Annotated in this window: 14 protein-coding genes; 11 read left to right on the top strand and 3 right to left on the bottom strand. The window is 54.3% G+C overall.

Annotated features, from left to right (window positions below):
* From ACR0DK_RS20100 to ACR0DK_RS20085, 4 genes are all read left to right on the top strand, one after another.
* Complete coding sequence (locus ACR0DK_RS20100; protein ID WP_170399623.1) at nt 1-1,011, top strand: glycosyltransferase family 2 protein; 1,011 nt, start codon at nt 1-3, stop codon at nt 1,009-1,011.
* 3 nt (nt 1,012-1,014) lie between these two features.
* Nucleotides 1,015-5,685 (top strand): MupA/Atu3671 family FMN-dependent luciferase-like monooxygenase, encoded by a 4,671-nt coding sequence (locus ACR0DK_RS20095; RefSeq protein WP_170399620.1) that lies wholly within the window; start codon nt 1,015-1,017, stop codon nt 5,683-5,685.
* Nucleotides 5,682-5,915 (top strand): hypothetical protein, encoded by a 234-nt coding sequence (locus ACR0DK_RS20090; protein ID WP_170399617.1) that lies wholly within the window; start codon nt 5,682-5,684, stop codon nt 5,913-5,915. The genes ACR0DK_RS20095 and ACR0DK_RS20090 overlap by 4 nt, the downstream gene beginning before the upstream one ends.
* 389 nt (nt 5,916-6,304) lie before the next feature.
* Complete coding sequence (locus ACR0DK_RS20085; RefSeq protein WP_255612279.1) at nt 6,305-6,457, top strand: transposase; 153 nt, start codon at nt 6,305-6,307, stop codon at nt 6,455-6,457.
* A gap of 153 nt (nt 6,458-6,610) precedes the next feature.
* On the opposite strand, the gene ACR0DK_RS20080 is transcribed toward ACR0DK_RS20085, so the two are convergent.
* Nucleotides 6,611-7,303, bottom strand: a complete 693-nt coding sequence (locus ACR0DK_RS20080) for a sugar transferase (protein WP_370644482.1) — start codon at nt 7,301-7,303, stop codon at nt 6,611-6,613.
* Between the two features lie 687 nt (nt 7,304-7,990).
* Between ACR0DK_RS20080 and ACR0DK_RS20075 the strand changes: the two genes are divergently transcribed.
* From ACR0DK_RS20075 to ACR0DK_RS20055, 5 genes are all read left to right on the top strand, one after another.
* Nucleotides 7,991-8,677 carry a VPLPA-CTERM sorting domain-containing protein gene (locus ACR0DK_RS20075; protein WP_170399615.1) on the top strand — a complete coding sequence of 229 codons (687 nt, stop codon included), beginning with the start codon at nt 7,991-7,993 and terminating at the stop codon, nt 8,675-8,677.
* A gap of 641 nt (nt 8,678-9,318) precedes the next feature.
* Nucleotides 9,319-10,758: a UbiA family prenyltransferase gene (locus tag ACR0DK_RS20070; protein WP_480737828.1), complete on the top strand. Its 1,440-nt coding sequence runs from the start codon at nt 9,319-9,321 to the stop codon at nt 10,756-10,758.
* Nucleotides 10,755-11,177 (top strand): GtrA family protein, encoded by a 423-nt coding sequence (locus tag ACR0DK_RS20065; RefSeq protein ID WP_480737826.1) that lies wholly within the window; start codon nt 10,755-10,757, stop codon nt 11,175-11,177. The genes ACR0DK_RS20070 and ACR0DK_RS20065 overlap by 4 nt, the downstream gene beginning before the upstream one ends.
* Nucleotides 11,174-12,499 (top strand): FAD-binding oxidoreductase, encoded by a 1,326-nt coding sequence (locus ACR0DK_RS20060; RefSeq protein WP_170399606.1) that lies wholly within the window; start codon nt 11,174-11,176, stop codon nt 12,497-12,499. Before ACR0DK_RS20065 ends, ACR0DK_RS20060 begins: the two co-directional genes overlap by 4 nt.
* A complete protein-coding gene (locus tag ACR0DK_RS20055; protein WP_170399603.1) occupies nt 12,496-13,233 on the top strand; it encodes an SDR family oxidoreductase in 738 nt (245 codons plus the stop codon). Before ACR0DK_RS20060 ends, ACR0DK_RS20055 begins: the two co-directional genes overlap by 4 nt.
* A gap of 136 nt (nt 13,234-13,369) precedes the next feature.
* Here the strand turns inward: ACR0DK_RS20055 and ACR0DK_RS20050 are convergent, their stop codons facing one another.
* Nucleotides 13,370-14,428: an acyltransferase family protein gene (locus tag ACR0DK_RS20050; RefSeq protein WP_170399600.1), complete on the bottom strand. Its 1,059-nt coding sequence runs from the start codon at nt 14,426-14,428 to the stop codon at nt 13,370-13,372.
* Nucleotides 14,429-14,803: 375 nt separating this feature from the next.
* The gene (locus ACR0DK_RS20045; RefSeq protein WP_170399597.1) at nt 14,804-15,883 is read right to left on the bottom strand and encodes a glycosyltransferase; all 1,080 of its coding nucleotides are present in this window, start codon (nt 15,881-15,883) and stop codon (nt 14,804-14,806) included.
* Between the two features lie 651 nt (nt 15,884-16,534).
* Here ACR0DK_RS20045 and ACR0DK_RS20040 point away from each other — a divergent pair.
* Nucleotides 16,535-17,740, top strand: coding sequence for a glycosyltransferase family 4 protein (locus ACR0DK_RS20040; RefSeq protein WP_170399594.1), 1,206 nt, complete (start codon nt 16,535-16,537; stop codon nt 17,738-17,740).
* Complete coding sequence (locus tag ACR0DK_RS20035) at nt 17,737-18,711, top strand: polysaccharide deacetylase family protein (RefSeq protein ID WP_170567801.1); 975 nt, start codon at nt 17,737-17,739, stop codon at nt 18,709-18,711. Before ACR0DK_RS20040 ends, ACR0DK_RS20035 begins: the two co-directional genes overlap by 4 nt.
* Nucleotides 18,712-18,717 lie beyond the last annotated feature (6 nt).

Genomic DNA, 18,717 nt, shown 5'->3' with positions numbered 1-18,717 from the left:
ATGTCCGGTTCTGCCGTCCTTACCATTATTCTGAATTATAAGACTGCCGAGATGAGCCTGCGCTCAGCCGAAGCAGCCCTCAAGGCAATGGAAGGTGTCGAAGGCGAAATCATCCTTGTCGACAATAATTCACAAGACGGGTCATTTGAGCGGATGTGTGCACATGCCGCCTCGCAAGGTTGGAATAAAAACAACAGGGTCAGAGTACTGCAATCCGAGCACAATGGTGGTTATGGAGCAGGCAACAACGTTGGTATTCGCGCCAAGCTCAGCAATGGGCATGCACCTGATTACATTTATGTGCTGAACTCTGACGCTTTTCCCGAAAAAGAGGCCATCCGTATCCTGCGTGATCATCTCGATACCAACCCACAAACTGGTTTTGCCGGCAGCTATATTCACGGCGAAGATGATGATCCGCATCTGACCAGTTTCCGCTTTCCGTCGATCGCCAGTGAATTTGAAAGCGCAATCCGCTTTGGGCCGGTTAGCCGGATTCTGGCGCATCGTGTTGTTCCAATTCCAATCCCCGATCACAGTCGCCCAGTCGATTGGCTAGCTGGGGCAAGTCTGATGATGCGTCAAAGCCTCCTTGATGAAATTGGTTTGTTTGACGAGACCTTCTTTCTGTATTTCGAAGAAACAGATTTATGCCGCCGCGCTGCAAAAGCCGGGTATCAGACATACTATTTGCGAGACAGTCGCGTCATGCATATCGGTTCGGTATCGACCGGCATGAAGTCCTGGAGCCGAGTGCCAACGTATTGGTTCGACTCGCGTCTATACTATTTCACTAAAAACCACGGTGCTCTTTATGCGGTTGGGGCGACCCTTGCTCATCTGAGCGGCGGTTTTCTGCATTGGCTACGTTGTCTGATTACCCGCAGGAAACGCGACGTACCGCCTTTCTTTCTAACGACTTTAGCTTGGCACGATTTAAAGGCTGGCCTGTACGCTTGCCTGCCCAATAATAGGCGAGAACATCGGCCTGATCCTATTCCTGGAGAGTAACATATGCCCTTTTCAACCCTGTTGATCGGCCATGAATCCTTACTTGTGCAATGCGGAACAATGCTGCTTGAGGCCGGTCACAATATTCGAGGTGTTGTAACCCGAAATCCGGATGTGCGGAATTGGGCTGAAGGCCAGTCGCTGACGGTTCACGCGCCGGGTGCGGACCTCGCTGACCGGGTCGCTGATACCGAGTTTGACTGGCTGCTCAGTATCGCCAATCTTGATCTTCTGCCGCAGACGCTTCTGGATCAGGCCCGCAAAGGGGCGGTCAATTTCCATGATGGTCCCTTGCCTCGCTATGCCGGGCTGAACGCGCCGGTCTGGGCGCTTTTGAATGGAGAAGTTCGGCACGGCATCAGCTGGCACTTGATCACATGCGAAGTGGATAAAGGCGACATTATCACCCAGCGTCATGTGGATATCGGCGTAAACGACACGGCATTGACGCTCAACACCAAATGCTATGGCGCTGCGATGGACAGTTTTCCCGATGTCATCGCAGCGCTTGAGGCGGGCGTTCCCAACCCACACTTTCAGGACCTGAGCCAGCGCAGTTATTTTGCCCGTGACGCGCGCCCCGGGGCCGGAGCACAGATTGATTTCACTGCCCCGGCCACACAGATTGCCACACTGGTACGTGCCCTTGATCATGGAGACTACTGGAACCCGCTGACCTGTCCCAAGCTGGACACCGGAGAACAGATCTATCTGGTTGGCCAGGCCGAGGTTCAATCATCGGAACCGGCCGCACCGGGTACAATTCTGGCCCGCGATGCGGAAAGCTTGACCATCGCCACCGGACAGGACGCCATCAGATTAAGCCAGTTTAGAGACTGTTTTGGCGAAGGGATCACGGCGGCAGACATCGCCCCGGATTGCAATGTGCTCCCCTTGTTCAGTGCCGCGGACCGGGCCGAGCTTACCGCCACACTCACCCCCACTGCCAAAGCAGATATTCACTGGCGGAAACCATTGGAAACACTGAAACATTCCGATCTGCCACTGATTGAGCGGAATGCGCCCGCATCCGCGGTGATTACACATATCGTAAATGGAAGCGCCACATTCGAGAAAGCCGCCACTGCGCTGGCCGCGCTTTTCCTGCGCCAAGGGGGAGGTGATACTCTGAATCTGGCTCTATCTCTGCCCGAAACGGCCTCAGACTATATCAGCGACTGGGTGCCAGTCACCGTGTCATCGGGTAATACCATGGTAGAGCTTCAAGCCGGGCTGACACAGGACATCACTGCGGCCCGGGCACGTGGCGGGTTTTCCATTGACCTGCCCGCGCGTCTGTCCCGGTCCAGAGATGATCATTTTGCTATGCCGCAGCTTGGCTTGACGGATACAAACGCAGAGCTGATCCCCGGCACCAGCCTGACCCTGTCGCTTGTAGAGGGTCAGATTCAGCTCTGTGCCGACAGTGGCCATATCAGCGCCGAGGCGCTGGCCCTGATCGCCGCCCGGCTTGAGGCCATCATGGCACAGTTGGATACCCCAGAGACGGTTGGAAAACCCATCCGCGATCTATCCCTGATGTCTGAAGCCGAGCGGGTGAAAATCCTGACGGAATGGAATGCGACCGACACGGACTATGATCACACGACCTGCATTCACCAGCACTTTGAAACCCAAGTCGCCCGGACGCCCGACGCCACTGCGCTGGCTTTCGAAGATCAAAGCTTTAGCTACGATGCCTTGAACCGTGCGGCCAACCGGGTTGCGCATGTTCTGCAGGATATGGGGGTTGGTCCCGGCACTTTGGTCGGGTTGCATGTCAAACGCTCGCCGCAGCTTGTGATCGCAGCTCTGGGTATTCTCAAAGCTGGCGGTGCCTATGTGCCGATGGACCCTTCTTACCCGGCGGATCGCACTGCGCTGTATCTTCAGGATAGCGCCGCACCCGTTGTCATCACCGAGACCGATCTCGCCCGGAACTTGCCGGAATCCGGGGCGCAGCTACTGTCAATCGATGCGGATTCGCGCCTGTCTGCTGCGGCTGACAGCAACCCCGACAGCACCGTGACGGCAGATGATCTGGCCTATGTGATCTATACGTCAGGTTCGACCGGACGACCCAAGGGCGTGATGATCGAACACCGCAATGTATCGAACTTCTTCACCGGCATGGATGGGCGTATTTCACATGACCCGGCAGGTGTCTGGATGGCAGTCACCAGCTTGTCCTTCGATATTTCCGTGCTGGAGTTGTTCTGGACACTGGCCCGCGGTTTCAAGGTTGTTCTGAGCGATGATGATAACCGCGCCCTTGTGGCGGGCGACAGTACCCCTGCGCGCGGAAGCACCGGACGTGGCATGGACTTCAGCCTCTATTACTGGGGTAATGATGACGGCGTCGGGCGCGATAAATACAAATCCCTGCTAGAGGGGGCAAAATTCGCCGACAAGCACGGATTTTGCGCTGTCTGGACGCCCGAGCGTCACTTCCACGCCTTTGGCGGTCCCTATCCGAACCCATCAGTCACTGGCGCAGCCGTCGCAGCCGTCACCGAGAACCTATCGGTCCGCGCGGGCTCCTGTGTCGCCCCCCTGCACCATCCGGCCCGGATCGCCGAGGAATGGGCCATCATCGACAATCTGACCAACGGACGTGCGGCGCTGGCGATCGCTTCTGGCTGGCAACCTGATGATTTCGTTCTGCGCCCAGAAAACACCCCGCCGGACAACAAGCCAGCCATGCTGCAATCCATCGATATCCTGCGCAAACTCTGGAAGGGAGAGCCCGTCGAGTTTCCAAAGAAGTCCGGAGAAATGCACGCTGTTGTCACTCAGCCCCGGCCGGTTTCGAAGACGCTTCCAGTATGGGTCACCACAGCAGGCAACCCGGCAACTTGGAAAGAGGCTGGCGCCATCGGCGCAAATGTCCTGACCCACCTTCTGGGACAAAGCGTCGATGAAGTCGCTGACAAAATCGGTCTCTACCACAGCGCATTGCGCGAAGCAGGCCATGACCCGAAGGACCACACAGTCACCCTGATGTTGCATACATTCGTCGGAGCGGATCGTGAAGAGGTACGCGAAGTGGCGCGCGAACCGATGAAGGATTACCTGCGCTCCGCTGCAGGATTGATCAAACAATATGCCTGGGCCTTCCCCGCCTTCAAGAAACCCGAGGGCGTCAGCAATGCGTTCGAACTGGACCTGGGCTCGCTTGAAGAAGAAGAACTTGAGGGCATTCTTGATTTCGCCTTCCTGCGGTATTTCGAAGACTCGGGTCTTTTTGGCACGGTCGAAGACTGCTTGGCGCGCGTCGAAGAGCTCAAGCGCATTGGCGTGGATGAGATTGCCTGTCTGATCGACTATGGCGTCCCGGTGGATCAGGTGCTTGAGGGGCTTAAACCTCTGGCCGAAGTTCTGCGCCTGTCCAATCAGGATACAGAACCGGCCGAGGATGATTTCTCGATCGCAGCGCAAATTCATCGCCACAAGGTTACGCATATGCAGTGTACCCCCAGCATGGCGCAGATGCTGGTTATGAATGACGAGGCCCGTCAGGCGATGGCGCGCCTCAAGCACATGATGATCGGGGGCGAGGCGCTACCCGGCTCACTGGTTTCGGAATTGGCCGAGATCACCTCGGCACATGTTGAGAACATGTATGGGCCGACCGAAACCACCATCTGGTCGACGACTGAAACTGCAACTCCGGTGTTGGGTACGGTCAACATCGGTCGACCGATTGCCAATACTCAGGTTTATGTTCTGGACGAAGATCAAAACCCACTACCCACTGGTGTCGCGGGTGAGCTTTACATTGGCGGGGCTGGCGTTGCCCGTGGGTACTGGCAGCGTGAAGACTTAACGGCCGAGCGTTTTGTGCCTGACCCATTCAACAACCAACCCGGTGCTCGGATGTACCGGACAGGAGATCTGGCGCGCTGGCGTCCGGATGGGCGACTCGATTTCCTGGGGCGGGCGGACCATCAGGTCAAGCTGCGCGGATACAGGATTGAATTGGGAGAGATCGAAAGTGTTCTGGATGCCCAATCAGGCATTCGCCAGTCCGTTGTTATGGCCCGCGAAGACACTCCGGGCCTGACCCAGTTGGTCGGCTATCTGATCGCGGATGGCGACCTGAATGAACGGGCGCTGCGGGATACGCTGACCGGACAACTGCCCGAATTCATGATCCCCGCACATTTCGTTACGCTGGACAGCTTTCCACTGACGCCCAACAAGAAAATTGATCGTAAGGCGTTGCCAGCCCCTCGGCCCCGCAAGGCCGCTCCAACCACACAGACCCAGGTGGTGCAAACCACCGACCCCGCACCCGCAGCAGCATCGGGTGGAACGGCTGTTCGACAGGTTGCCGCGATATGGTCCCGGATTCTGGGCATTCAGGATATCGGCCCGCGCGACAATTTCTTTGACCTTGGCGGGCATTCACTACTGGCCGTACAGGCGCATCGGGAAATCAAGAAAGAGCTAAATGTTCCGGGTCTCAGCATCACGGATATTTTCCGGTTCCCAATGTTGGGTGTACTAGCTGCCAAGATCGAAGAAAAAACAGAGGGCGCGGCTGGAACCGGTTCAACTTCAGAAACCACCCCGACGACGGAAGGATCTGTCCAATCCGACAAGGCCGCAAAACGCAGCGACGCCATGTCGCGCCGACGGGAAATGCGCGCCCGACGTCAAAAGCAGGCGTGACAGAACTTGATCTGATCCGCGCTGAATTACGTGGCTTGGTCGACCCCGATGTTGGGAGCGGTGTCACCGATCCCAAGGCGCCCGAAGGCGCGTTATTTCCCAAAGAAGCCTCTGCTGTAGATCGTGCCGTCCCAAATAAAGCAGGTCGTGCGGCGGCCCATCAAACCACGGCAGAGATCGGCCACCATGAAAGCTCTGTCCTGATGGTCCCTGATCGCAGCTTAATCTGACCTGCGGGCTTAGTAGGCTCCATCACTCATTATGAGGGTACCTGCAAAGCTGTCGTCGCTAATGATCAGGTAGTTCGCAGTATCGATATCTAACCCAACACACCCCTTTGATCCTGATTTGGAAGAAGTAATTTGCACCCCGGCGGAGCGGGCTTGGCTTACAACTCAACCTCAGAAACAGTGTCCCTGCGTCTCTGCCTAATCCCCCATCGGCAGAGCCCTGAGCTATATTGCCAACACTGGGACGCCTTTGAAGATGGTCGCTTGGATCACTCGCACCCTGACCGCCATCGCAAACGGTCATAAGCAATCCGACATCAGCAGTCTGGTGTCCTGGGATTGCGCTGCAGACGTGTGATCGGCGCACCGCTTACTTGCAATCCATCCGCGTGGATAATGTAGAATGCGTTTTGGCACGGGACCATGCCTATATGTTCATAACGGTACCACCACATCTGGCGTTGTCGAAGGCCATGCAGCGGATCAAGGGGCGCTCATCCCGCCGTGTTCAGATGGCATTTCCGGACTTGCTCAAGCGCTAGTGGGGAAGGCGGTTCCGGGTTTGCTGGAACTTCGCCACAACTTCGGAAAATATCACCGACGACTTCATCATACGTCATCAGGAGTTACAGTCCAAACGCGATGCTGCCGACGTCAGCCTGTATGTGGTTCACTTGTCCGAAAAATAGTGCGGATCAATATCCGGTACCACGCAACACAACACCGACTGTCGCGAATATAATGCCCAGATCAGTGCGTAAAGACAGTTGTCCAGCATACGAAGTGTCAAAATCGGCACGGCTGGCAAAGCTGCTGGCATTACGCTGAGATACCTGCCACAGGCCAGTCAGCCCGGGGCGCATAGAATAGTAAGCTTTACCCGGATATAAATTTTTTTGCTCCGGCATCATCGGGCGTGGACCAACAAGGCTCATTTCACCGGCCAGAACATTCCAGAGCTGCGGCAACTCATCCAATGATGCCTTACGCATCAATTGACCGATTTTTGTGACGCGCGGATCGTTTTTGAGCTTCTGGGTTTCGTCCCATTCACGCTTGGCAGTTGGGTCTCGCGTCAGGTGATCTGCCAGCAAAACATGCGCATTGGGAACCATGCTGCGTAGTTTCCACATGGTGAATTCTTTGCCATCACGGCCAATACGCGTTTGTCCGTAGAATGGATTGCTTCCATCTCGCGCGACAAGCAATGCCAAAAACAACAGAGTCGGCAGGACGATCGGCAAGGCCAGAAGAATCAGAGCAATATCAAGGATGCGTTTAAAGAAGTTTGAGTAAACGCCCACCTGCGGAAAGCGATATACTCCATGTTCGACCTGAATAATAACAGGTTGTGATTCTCTCGGAATATCAGTGTATTGAACTGTCACTTTTTAACTCACAAACACATGAATCACGGTGGATTCATACTCGTTACAACACGCTTACCAGCACTCACATCGAACCGAGGCCGCAAAAAATCAATAAAGACCCCAATTATGGCGAAAATTCTGCCACGCCACAACGTTAACACATTTTAACTCGGGTCCACAAATAGTCATTGTCCACAAATCAAAAAATCTTTCGGCGCTCCAACAATCCTAAGTTCCAGGCGCGATGAATGTTTCTGGTTTCGCTACTCTTATGGCCGTCTGGCGATTTTTGATGCTCGAGCGGAGACAAAAGGAGAGTTGAGAATATCGGCTACGATTCTCAATTGTTCCCAAGCCGCACGCAAACAAGTTTTTGGTTAATTGGATGATGTTTTCCGATAGTTCCGAAGCAGAGCGAAATGATTAAAGATCGACAACGATCCTCGGTGCTTCGACGCGTCATTGTAAGACGACCAATTCGTAGTCTTGTACTTTGTGGCCCCCCAGCTGCTCATGCGCTCCAGCCATCACGCTGGTTTCGCAAGATGTGTCACCTCAGGCCATTTGTGCAATAAAACCCGACAAAGCCTACTGGCTTGTAAAATGATCGTAAAAAAGCTAATTTCATTCAGTATAGTAGGATAATAATGTCGAAATGACATAACTCACGACTGGTACCTAGTTTTTTAGGGGGTAATGATTGAAATGTTTACAAAACAGATCGGGGCGGGATTCGCCGCCGCTATCGTTCTGTTGTGCGCAACGTCTGCGGGCGCAGCAACGATAAATTTCAACGTTGACCGCAGCTATACCAATGGCTCTAATAATTATACCAGTACGGATGGATCAGTAACCGTCGGCGTGGATGGTGTTCGGGTCAACAACTCAGGCACAATCATCAATACTTCTAATTTCTGGACTGCAAGCTGGGATGGGGCCAGCAATCGCAGTGGATTGGGCGTTTATGACTGCCGCTGGCAAAACCGGTGCTTGGACAATCATTTGATCGACGGGCGGGGCCCGGACGAATTCGCGCTGATTGATTTCGGCGACCTGACAGTTGAAGTGACATCGGTCACCTTCTCTTACTGGGACCGCCGCGATACGTTCGCATTCGGCACCTATGACAGCTCTGTGCTTCCGGCCACAGCCGTGATTTACGAAGAAAACTTAGGTGACGGAAACTCTAATCCTTACACACATTACTTTGGCGCAGGAGAGGTCACAGGCTCGCTCATCGGGTTCGGCGCTGACAGCTGGCGTGATAACTTCGCACTACAAAGCATCACGTTCAATGTGTTGTCTGCGGTGCCCTTGCCTACTGGTCTCGCACTGCTTTTGACAGGGTTATGTGGGCTCGGGTTTATGCATCGTCGCCGTCAATTCGCCTGACCAAAAGCGCAATATTCTGATTGAAAGCCAGCGCACTTCACAAGCTGGCTTTTGTGGCGCTTCAGAAGTATGTTCCACTTCCAAAGCCACATTTCATTTGATGGTCTGGACTGGTGCCATGGCGGCTTTATCGATACTCGGTCTGATCGTCGGAACAGTTCTGAAACTTGCCTCTCAACATAGTGTATGGAGCGCTGGAGCACGTTTATTCGACAATCTCACCCGCGGGTGGTTTGTGTTAGCGCTTCTGCTTGTAATGGCCGTCTTCCGCTTGGGGCTTTGCCGTCTTGGGGCGCTTGGGCGCACCCATCGACCATGTTCTCGCCCACAATGGAGCGCGAGTCGTGGCGCTGGAGGTCTTTTGCGAGCGTCATGAAGTATGGCGATGATAAAGGACGCAATCTTGCAGGACTTCAAGGCATGGCCTATACAATGATTGGGTTTAAATTACGGGAAACATTGCGATACTACAGGCATTTGCGGAATTACGCGATCGCGTCCAGCCCCCCATTTCTCTTAGTATAGGTTCTTTTGCCTCATTCTGTACCGGATACCAAGAATGCTCCGTTTGTCTGAGATACCACCTCGTGTCACTTTAATATGGAGGCTTGTTCTCGTGGCGTATTCAGGAGATTAACAGTATGGAACTGGACCAGTTGAAAGACCAGCGCATACTTGCTGTCGATCTCGACGGCACGCTTCTGCGATCTGACATGTTGTTTGAAAGTTTCTGGTCAGCGACCAGCCGGGACTGGCACGCGCCTCTGGGTGCTGCATTTGCGCTGGCTGGAGGGCGGGCGGCGCTCAAACGCAGTCTCGCGGGGCGGATGGATATAGATGTCACGACGCTGCCTTATGACCCGCAGGTCATCGATTATATCAATGCATGGCGGTCGGAGGGGGGAACAGTTTTTCTGGTCACGGCGTCCGACGAGACGATTGCCCAAGAGATTGCCCAGCATCTTGATATTTTTGATGGCGTCTACGGCTCGAACGGGGTCCGCAATCTCAAATCCAGTGAAAAAGCCGCCTTTTTGACCGACCAATTCGGGCGCGGTGGCTATGCCTATATGGGGGATGCGGAGGCGGACCTGCCGGTCTGGGAGAGCGCAAATAAAGCGGTCACGGTCAACCTACCTGCGCCCCTGCGCCAACGTGTTGACGGTTTGGGGTTAGAAGTTGAACATTTGTCCACCGCCCAACCCGGCCTGCGGGATTATCTCAAGGCGATCCGGGTGCATCAATGGCTGAAGAACCTTTTGGTCTTTCTGCCGATGTTGGCGGCCCACCAGCTCGACGCCGAGACCTTTCTGCAAAGCCTTCTGGCCTTCGTGGTCTTCTCTATCGTGGCCTCCAGCATCTATGTTCTCAATGACTTGCTCGACTTGCGCTCCGACCGGGCGCATCCCACGAAATGCAAGCGCCCCTTCGCGGCGGGCACAATCCCGATCGCTCATGCCACCTACCTGATCGCCGCGTTGATGGGGCTGGGCCTGATCCTGTCCCTGTTTCTCGGTGGAGCCTTCATTGGGATTATGCTGCTCTATGTCGTTGTCACTACGTTCTATTCGCTCTGGCTGAAACGCAAAGCGATCATGGATATCGGCACATTGGCTGCGCTCTATACCACGCGGATCATCGCAGGCGCCGTGGCAACGGGTATTACGCTGTCGATGTGGCTTCTGGCCTTCTCGATTTTCTTCTTCCTGTCGCTGGCCATCGTGAAACGGCAGGCGGAATTGATGGACAGTGCTGCGCGCGGCAAGCTCAAAGCTGCCGGGAGAGGCTATGTTGTCGATGACCTACCTGTTCTGGTCATGATGGCTGTAGCGTCCGGCTATGTGGCCGTCCTGGTTATGGCGCTCTACATCCAATCGCCTTCGGTTTCGGAGCTTTATACAAACCCCAAATTTTTGGGCGCCATCTGCGGCATCCTGCTCTACTGGATCTCCCGGGTCATCCTGTTGGCGCATCGTGGCCAAATGCACGAGGACCCGGTCGTCTTTGCTGCACGAGATCGGCAAAGTCGGATCTGTGCTATATTGATCATCCTCGTCGCCGCTGGTGGGACGCTGTTGTGAGCATCATACGTATAGCGGTTCTCTATGGCTTGTTTGCCGTGATCGCGACAGTGATCAACCTCGGCGTCCAGAGGCTGGTTCTGTCGTGGAACAGTGACGCAACTGGCTTTGCGCTGGCGGTCTTTTGCGGCACGCTCGCGGGCCTCGTCGTCAAATATACCCTCGACAAACGCTGGATTTTTGCCGACTTCAGTACAGGTCTCAAAGCGCACGGCCAGAAATTTACGCTCTACACGATCATGGGAATTGTCACGACAGCGATCTTTTGGGGTACGGAAACAGCGTTTTGGCTGATCTGGGACACGGATATGATGCGTGAACTTGGCGCTGTGTTGGGGCTCTCGGTGGGTTATGTCGTCAAATATTTCCTCGATCGACGCTTTGTCTTTCAGAATACCCAAAAGGCGGCGGCGGTATGACAGAGCTTTCGGGCTGGGGCGGTTTTCCCAAACATTACGGGGTGGCAACAGAGCCTGTGAACGAGACTGCATTGGTCGAAGCTGTCACGGCTGGGGCGGTGATCGCGCGCGGCAATGGGCGGGCCTATGGTGACAGCGCGATTGGCTTGCGCAGCACGGTCAATATGCACAGGTTCAACCACATGCTCAGCTTTGACCGGCAAAGCGGAATTCTGGTGGCTGAGGCGGGCGTTCTGCTCAGTGATATCATCCCGGCGTTTTTGCCTCATGGATGGTTCCCCCCGGTCACGCCGGGGACGAAATTTGTCACCCTCGGAGGCATGATCGCAGCGGATGTTCATGGCAAAAACCATCACAAAGATGGCAGTTTCCGCAACTTCGTGGACTGGCTGGACGTGATGGATACCGAAGGCGTCGTGCATCGCTGCAGCCGCAATGAGAAACCCGAGCTGTTCGAGTGGACAATAGGTGGCATGGGGCTCACGGGTATTATCTTGCGCGCCGGAATCCGGTTGAGAGCGGTGCCCTCTGCATGGATCCGGCAGACCGCGCAGGCCCTTCCCAATCTCGACGCCGTCATCACTGCTTTTGAAGCGGCACATGAGGCCACCTATTCGGTTGCCTGGATCGATTGCCTGCAATCTGGTGATGCCCTTGGGCGAGCCATTCTGATGCTGGGGGAGCATGCCATACCGGAAGAGTTGTCTGATGACGCGGCACGCTACCCGTTCGAAATCCCGAAAAAGATGCGGCGCAGCGTCCCCTTCGCGCCGCCCTTCAGCCCGTTAAACGGCCTCACGGTTCGGGCTTTTAACGCGCTTTATTACTGGAATGGATGCCGCAAATCCGGGACCAGCTTTCTCGATTATGACAGCTATTTCTACCCGCTCGATGCCATCCACGGCTGGAACAGGATCTATGGGAGACGCGGCTTCATGCAGTTCCAGTGCGTTCTGCCGCTGGAGACATCGCGCAAGGGACTTCACGCGCTGCTCAAGACTACCTCGCAGGAAAAAGCCGGTTCCTTTCTTGCCGTACTCAAACGGTTTGGGCCGCAGGATAGCGCCTTCTCCTTTCCCATGCTGGGTTATACACTGGCCCTCGACTTCCCCGCCACGCCTAAGATGATCGCGTTGATGTGCAAGCTGGACGAGATCACGTTGGAACATGGCGGGCGTTTTTATCTCGCCAAGGACAGCCGCATGAGCGCACAGACATTGCATGCCTCCGATCCCCGTACTGAGCAATTCCGGCAGATGCGAACGCAACTTGGTGCAGCGGAGGCATTTCAGTCACATCAATCACAAAGGCTGGATCTATGAGCAAAGGAACAGTCCTGCTTCTCGGCGCGCGCTCCGATATCGGTCGTGCAACAGCGCATCGCTTTGCCAAAGAAGGCTATGACATCCAACTTGCTGCACGCGATAGTACCGCGCTGGAAAAGACCCGGACGGATATGGCTTTGCGTCACAACGTGGAGGTAAGCCTACACGACTTTGACGTGCTGGACAGTGCCGCGCATACCGGGTTCGTCGACGCTCTGCCTGTCTTGCCGGACGTGGTGATCTGCGCCATCGGACTGATGGGGGATCAGATCGAGAATGAACGTGACATCGAGGCTGCTACCCGCGTGATGCGGAGCACCTATGAGGGCCCGGCGCACATTCTGGGTCTTCTGGCGGAACGGTTCGATGCGCGGGGTTCCGGGCAGATCGTGGGCATCAGTTCCGTGGCGGGCAATCGCGGACGGGCCAAGAATTATGTCTATGGCTCCGCCAAGGCAGGCTTTACCTCCTATCTCTCCGGCCTGCGCAACCGGATGGCCAAACGCGGGATCCACGTAATGACGGTGCTGCCAGGGTTCGTGAATACGCAGATGACCGCAGGTATGGACCTGCCCGAAAAACTGACGGCAGAACCCGAAGAGGTGGCTGATGCGATCTTCAAGGGCTTACGCAAAGGCCGGAACATCATCTACGTGCGCCGCATCTGGTTTGTGATCATGGCGATTATTGGTGCGATCCCGGAAGGCGTATTTAAGAAGATGGATATTTGACGCGCTGTGCACGTGCAGTTCGCGCCAGCAAAAGCCCTTGGTGGGTCCGCTCCGCTTCTCTAGATTTAGCAAAAGTGAATACGCGCGGGATCAAGACCGCAGGGGGGTAACAAATTGTGCGCGACGACGGTTCGGGCTATTTTAGAGAACGAAAACCACTTTTAAAGTGCACGTTTCCGATGGTTGTCGTTAGCCACCTTCTGAAACGCATTTCGACAATGTAATAACTCAGCAAAGATGTAATGTACGTTATAGTACAAACAGCGATGACCAGCCAAAAATCGTTACCACGTGAAAAATCCATTAGGGCTCCAACCAACAGCAAAACGGGCACGTGAAACAGGTAGGTGCTATACGATAGATCACCCAAGTGAGGCCCAATTTTGCCTACACCTGACGACAGTTTAAGAAACACATCCTCAGTGAGAAAAAAGCCAACAACCATCGCGACTGAAAAAGCCTCTTTGTACCAAGGGAACCTTAACTCTAACGACGCTAAAGCGACGCTGGCGCATATAGCAGCGATGGTATAGCGACGCGTTCTTGGCCATTCCTGCATACGGAAGAGTTTAATTCCAACCAAATATATCAAAACACCAAAAGCAAAATTAAAGAGTACGATGTTAGATGCAATTGGTCCGACTGGAAGTCCGAAACGGCCACCAATTGGCAACGCTAAAACTACAGCTACGGCGATCACCAAAGACCATTTTTTGTTAATCAATAAGGCAACGGCCAGGATTGCGTAAAAAAACATCTCGAAATTAAGTGTCCAGCCCACTGTAAGAACTGGGATGTAACCTATCCCAGATGCGTGTTCATGAGGGATAAAGAGCATTGAAAACAAAACGTCCCTCAAGGTTGACCCATGCAGGAAACTTACGGCGTCCCAATTCGCGAACGGGAGAACCGCCAAAAAGACCACTGTCGCCAGCCAATAGGCCGGTATGATGCGGGTCGCTCTATCCCGACAAAACCGTGCCGCTGAGACATGGCCGCGAGAAATGGACATGGCCATAACTAAACCGCTGAGAACAAAAAAAATGTCGACGCCGAGGCTTCCGTGATAAGTAAAGAACGCCTCTATTTTGTTTTCAGGCTCAAAGTCTCGATATACCTGAATGTAATGATGAAAAACGACCATCCAGGCTGCTAGAGCTCGAAGCCATTGGAGGCTAACCACTTTTTCTGTCATTGGGCGCTATGATTTATTTGTTTTCAGGATGTTACATATATCAGACGTTTGCTTTCAGTGCTATAGACGCTGTCGTTTTCCAGTTTATAGAATGGCTTTCTCAATGGTCCCGATGACTCGTACATTTTGACCGGGAATTTGGAGGCGATGGCTTACGACCTTTAATGCTCTTCTAATTTAAGTTGCCTAATATATCAGTTCGAAAGCTGGTGGCAGACATTCCCGGATTCAAGCCGAGGTGTCCGTCAGGAAACAGCCTCAGCTTTCCGAAAAACTGACGGCGGAAAACTCGGGCAGAAAATCCGAGTTATGAACTTCAGAACAGAGAGCAATCTAGGTTGCGTTCCAAATTTCTAGCAAGAGGCCACAGCAAATTTAAGTCTCGAGTATGCGCTGTTGACACACCGGATACCATGCTTCCAGTTCACCAGGGGGCATATTCGGAATTTGGCGGGACTGGCGTATTGCGCTCAGGATACCTCTGGCCTGCGGGAGGGTCAGCCGCTTTTGAAGAATATCTTTCAAGAACTCGGCCAGCAGTTTTCGTCGGAGAAGTGGGCGGAAGCGCCGTTTTGCCAATGCGTTTCCGTGTTTTGTGACCAGCAATGCCTGGTTCATATTGCTCAGAACAGTTGTCTTGTAGCGGTCAATTCGCCCCGTCGCGATATTATAATGATTAAGAAGCGCCTTTTCTGCCGTGACCAGACTTTGCGTTCGGGAAATCCGGTAGCTCGCATCAAGATCCTCGCCGGGGCTATAAGAACGCAACAGGTTCTCAAAAGGTTCACGAAGAATGCTTTCACGACGGAAGGTCATGCGACAGCCGTGAAAGAGCCGCTCGGGCCAAACCGACATTCCCTGAACCTCAACAGGTATCGGTAGGTCAGGAAATTTTCCTTCATATGGAATGAATACTTCTTCCTGATGCATCAGGAAGACCTTACGCCAGATGAAGTACTTTATCCGCCCCACCCAGAACCAGCGGCTTTTTATTGCTTCCTGTCGATTGTCTTGCTTTTGCGGACCCCTACTCTCCATTAGATGAGGAGGCGCGTCTGACAGCGCGGCCTGCACGCCGCCTATCTGCTCCTTTGTATCCGCCTCATAGATCTTCATGATTTCTGAAGCACAAGTCGGATACATCAGGGAGTCGTCGTCAATAAGAAACACAATGTCGGCCCGCGCCTCTGATACTGCTGTGTTACGTTGCACCGCTGTCGAGCCAATGTCACATGTCCTATAAACCATCCGGATGCCTGAATCTGGTTCGATCAATGCTTTGATTGCACTTGCGTGGGTTTCCCAGTCAGGGCTGGTGTCAATGACAATGATTTCACATGGCGCCCGTGTTTGCGCCAGCGCCAACTCTATACATGTCCGGAGAATATCAGGGCGTTTGTTAGTTGCAATCAACAGGCCCCAGCTCAGCGGCTTAAATTCAGTCAAATCAGTCATGTAGTGCCGCTAACCTTTTCATCTAACACGTGCTCGGCTCGATCCCGCCTTGCGGGTTTGTCAATAGGTGTCAATCGAGATCACTCCCGGGATGCGCACGGCGATACTAATAATAGTGATATCGACATAAGGGGAATCAGCTGGTGGTTTCATGACCTAACCTAAACATCAAATAGCGGTCATTTTCACATCCACATAGACAGAAATCAAATTGACTGGAGCGGATCAAGCGAGGACCTTTGTGCGAGGATCGAATTCGGGCCGGTGTCGTGACCAATTTTGACGCAATGGCAGAGGCTTTGCAAAGCAAGGTAACATCAGTTGCAAAATTTCTGTCTTGAAAGGGTTCTGGATTCAGAGGCTTCATTCTATGCATGGTCCAACGCCAGGCTTTGCCGGCAATTTTTGAAGACAATAGATCATGAACAGACACATTCTTTTAATTAGGGGAACAGGTTTTGGACTTGCACACCAATGCCCGTACGAAGACCTTTGGCAAAGCGTATCTACAGTCGGTCAGGTAGAGCTACGGTATCCTTTGCTGACTTCTCCCCAACCTGGGAGCTCCTGGAATTCGCAATGAAGCATGGGTTTCGGTCCATAAGCAAAAGCATTCGGGGCCTTTCCGGCCACGGCAAGGTGTAGTCCCAGATGCGCGTAGCCTACCTGATTAACCAATACCCTGCGATCAGCCATACCTTCATCCGTCGCGAGATCCGGGCCCTGGAGGACATGGGAGTCGAGGTCGAACGTTTTGCGCTCAGGGGCTGGGACAGCGATGTTGTTGATACGCTGGACCGCGAAGAGATGGCCCGGACCCGTCACACACTGAAAGATGGAACCGCCCGGCTGATACTGGGGGCGCTTGTCTGGGGCCTGCGTCATCCGCAGGCATTCTTGCGCGGCCTGAAGTTGGCGTTTTTGATGTCGAAGGGGGCCATTCGCCCCTGGCCCTATCACCTGATCTACCTCGCCCATGCTTGCCGGATCATGACCTGGCTCGAGGGGAAGGAAGTGAGCCATTTGCATGCGCATTTCGGCTCTAACTCAGCGGAAATCGCCGCCTTAGTAGAGGCTTTGAGCGGCCCGGGCTTCAGCTTCACAACGCACGGGTCAGAAGTTTTTGATGATCCCAAACGCCATGCCCTACCGCTGAAAGTAGACCGGGCGCGGTTTGCGGTGACTTCTTGCGCATACATTGGCAGCCAGATGATGTACAATGTGCCACCCGCGCTCTGGTCAAAAGTTAATGTTGTGCATTGCGGGTTGGCGGCCACGGCCTTTGCCAACGATGCAACACCTTTGCCGGATGCGCCGATTTTCCTGAGCGTCGGACGTTTCAGCCCTGAAAAGGGACATTTACTGCTGATTGAAGCCTTTGCCGCTGTACATGCCGCTCACCCCGGGGCGCGGCTGGTGTTGGCAGGCGACGGGCCGATGCGCGCGATGCTGGAAGATCACATTGCACAGCTGAACCTTGAGCAAGCGGTGAGGATCACCGGCTGGGTGACATCAGATCAGGTGCGTGCGGAATTGCGCGGTGCCCGTGCGTTGGTGCATCCAAGCTTTACCGAGGGCTTGCCCGTTGTGATCATGGAAGCCATGGCCGAGTACCGACCAGTCATTTCGACTTATATAGCGGGCATTCCGGAACTGGTTCAGGATGGGCAAACAGGTTGGTTGGTACCGGCCGGGCAAGTGAAGGATCTAACCATGGCGATGCTGGCCTGCGCAGACATGCCCGCTGAAAAGCTTGAGGCAATGGGTCAAGCCGGATTCGACCGGGTGCGTGCGCGCCACGATGCGTCTGTCGAAGCTGCCAAGTTGAAAGCCTTGTTCAAGGCCCTCGGGTCATGAAGGCGGTTTTGAAACGGGGAGCGCTTTGGGCGCTGACCACGCCACCAGTCTATGGGTTGCTACGTCGTCGGGCGTTTCATGGAAACCCCGTGACAATTCTGTGCTATCACACACTCCGGCCGGCCAGAGAGCAGTTGGATGCATGGACTGCGCTGTCGGTTGATGCGTTTCGTGCGCAAATCGATCTGCTGCGGCAGGACTATGATATCGTATCTCTGGACGATGCATTGGCTCCTACCACTAGCGACCGCCGCCGTGTGGTGCTGACTTTCGATGACGGGGAATTGGGGCTCTACGAGCACCTGTTGCCGATTGTCCGAGCTGAAGCCCTGCCGGTGACTGTCTATGTTGCCACCAAACAGATCGAAACCGGCCGGGCCTTCTGGTTCGATCGTGTGATGAATGCATTGCAGAGTGCGGGCACCACAAAGATCAAACTGGATGGCATTGGATCCTGGCAGATCGGACCTGACCGCAGTAAGCTGCGTTGGGCTCAGATCGGCCCGGTATTAGAAGCTTTGAAGGCGGTAAATACCAGAGACAGAGACGCGTTAGCCGACAAAATTATCGCGCAGACAGGTCAGGAGACCAAAGGCTTCACTCCGCTTCAACCCATGAGCCTCCCACAGTTGCAGGAACTTTCGGCGGAACCTCTCGTAACCATCGGATCACACACCCACAGCCATGAATTGCTGGACCAGATATCACTTGATGACGCAGGCGCCAGCGTCGCGCGATCGCGCGATCTGCTGCAGGGCTGGACCGGGCAAGAGATCCGTCATTTCGCCTACCCCAATGGCAATTACACGCCCGACTTAATGAAAATGCTTTATGATCTGGGTTTTGTCAGCGCCACGATCCTGGAGGATAGGCATATGGCGCCTGACGATCCGCAGCAGGCTCTGCCCCGGATCGGTATAGGCCGGTATGATGGGACAGCTAGATTTCGATTGCGGATGGTGGGGATGTGAGGTTTC

Source organism: Ruegeria sp. CE6, assembly GCF_056537485.1.
Note: the sequence above shows the minus strand (reverse complement) of the source record. Positions and strands in the feature narration are given on the sequence as shown.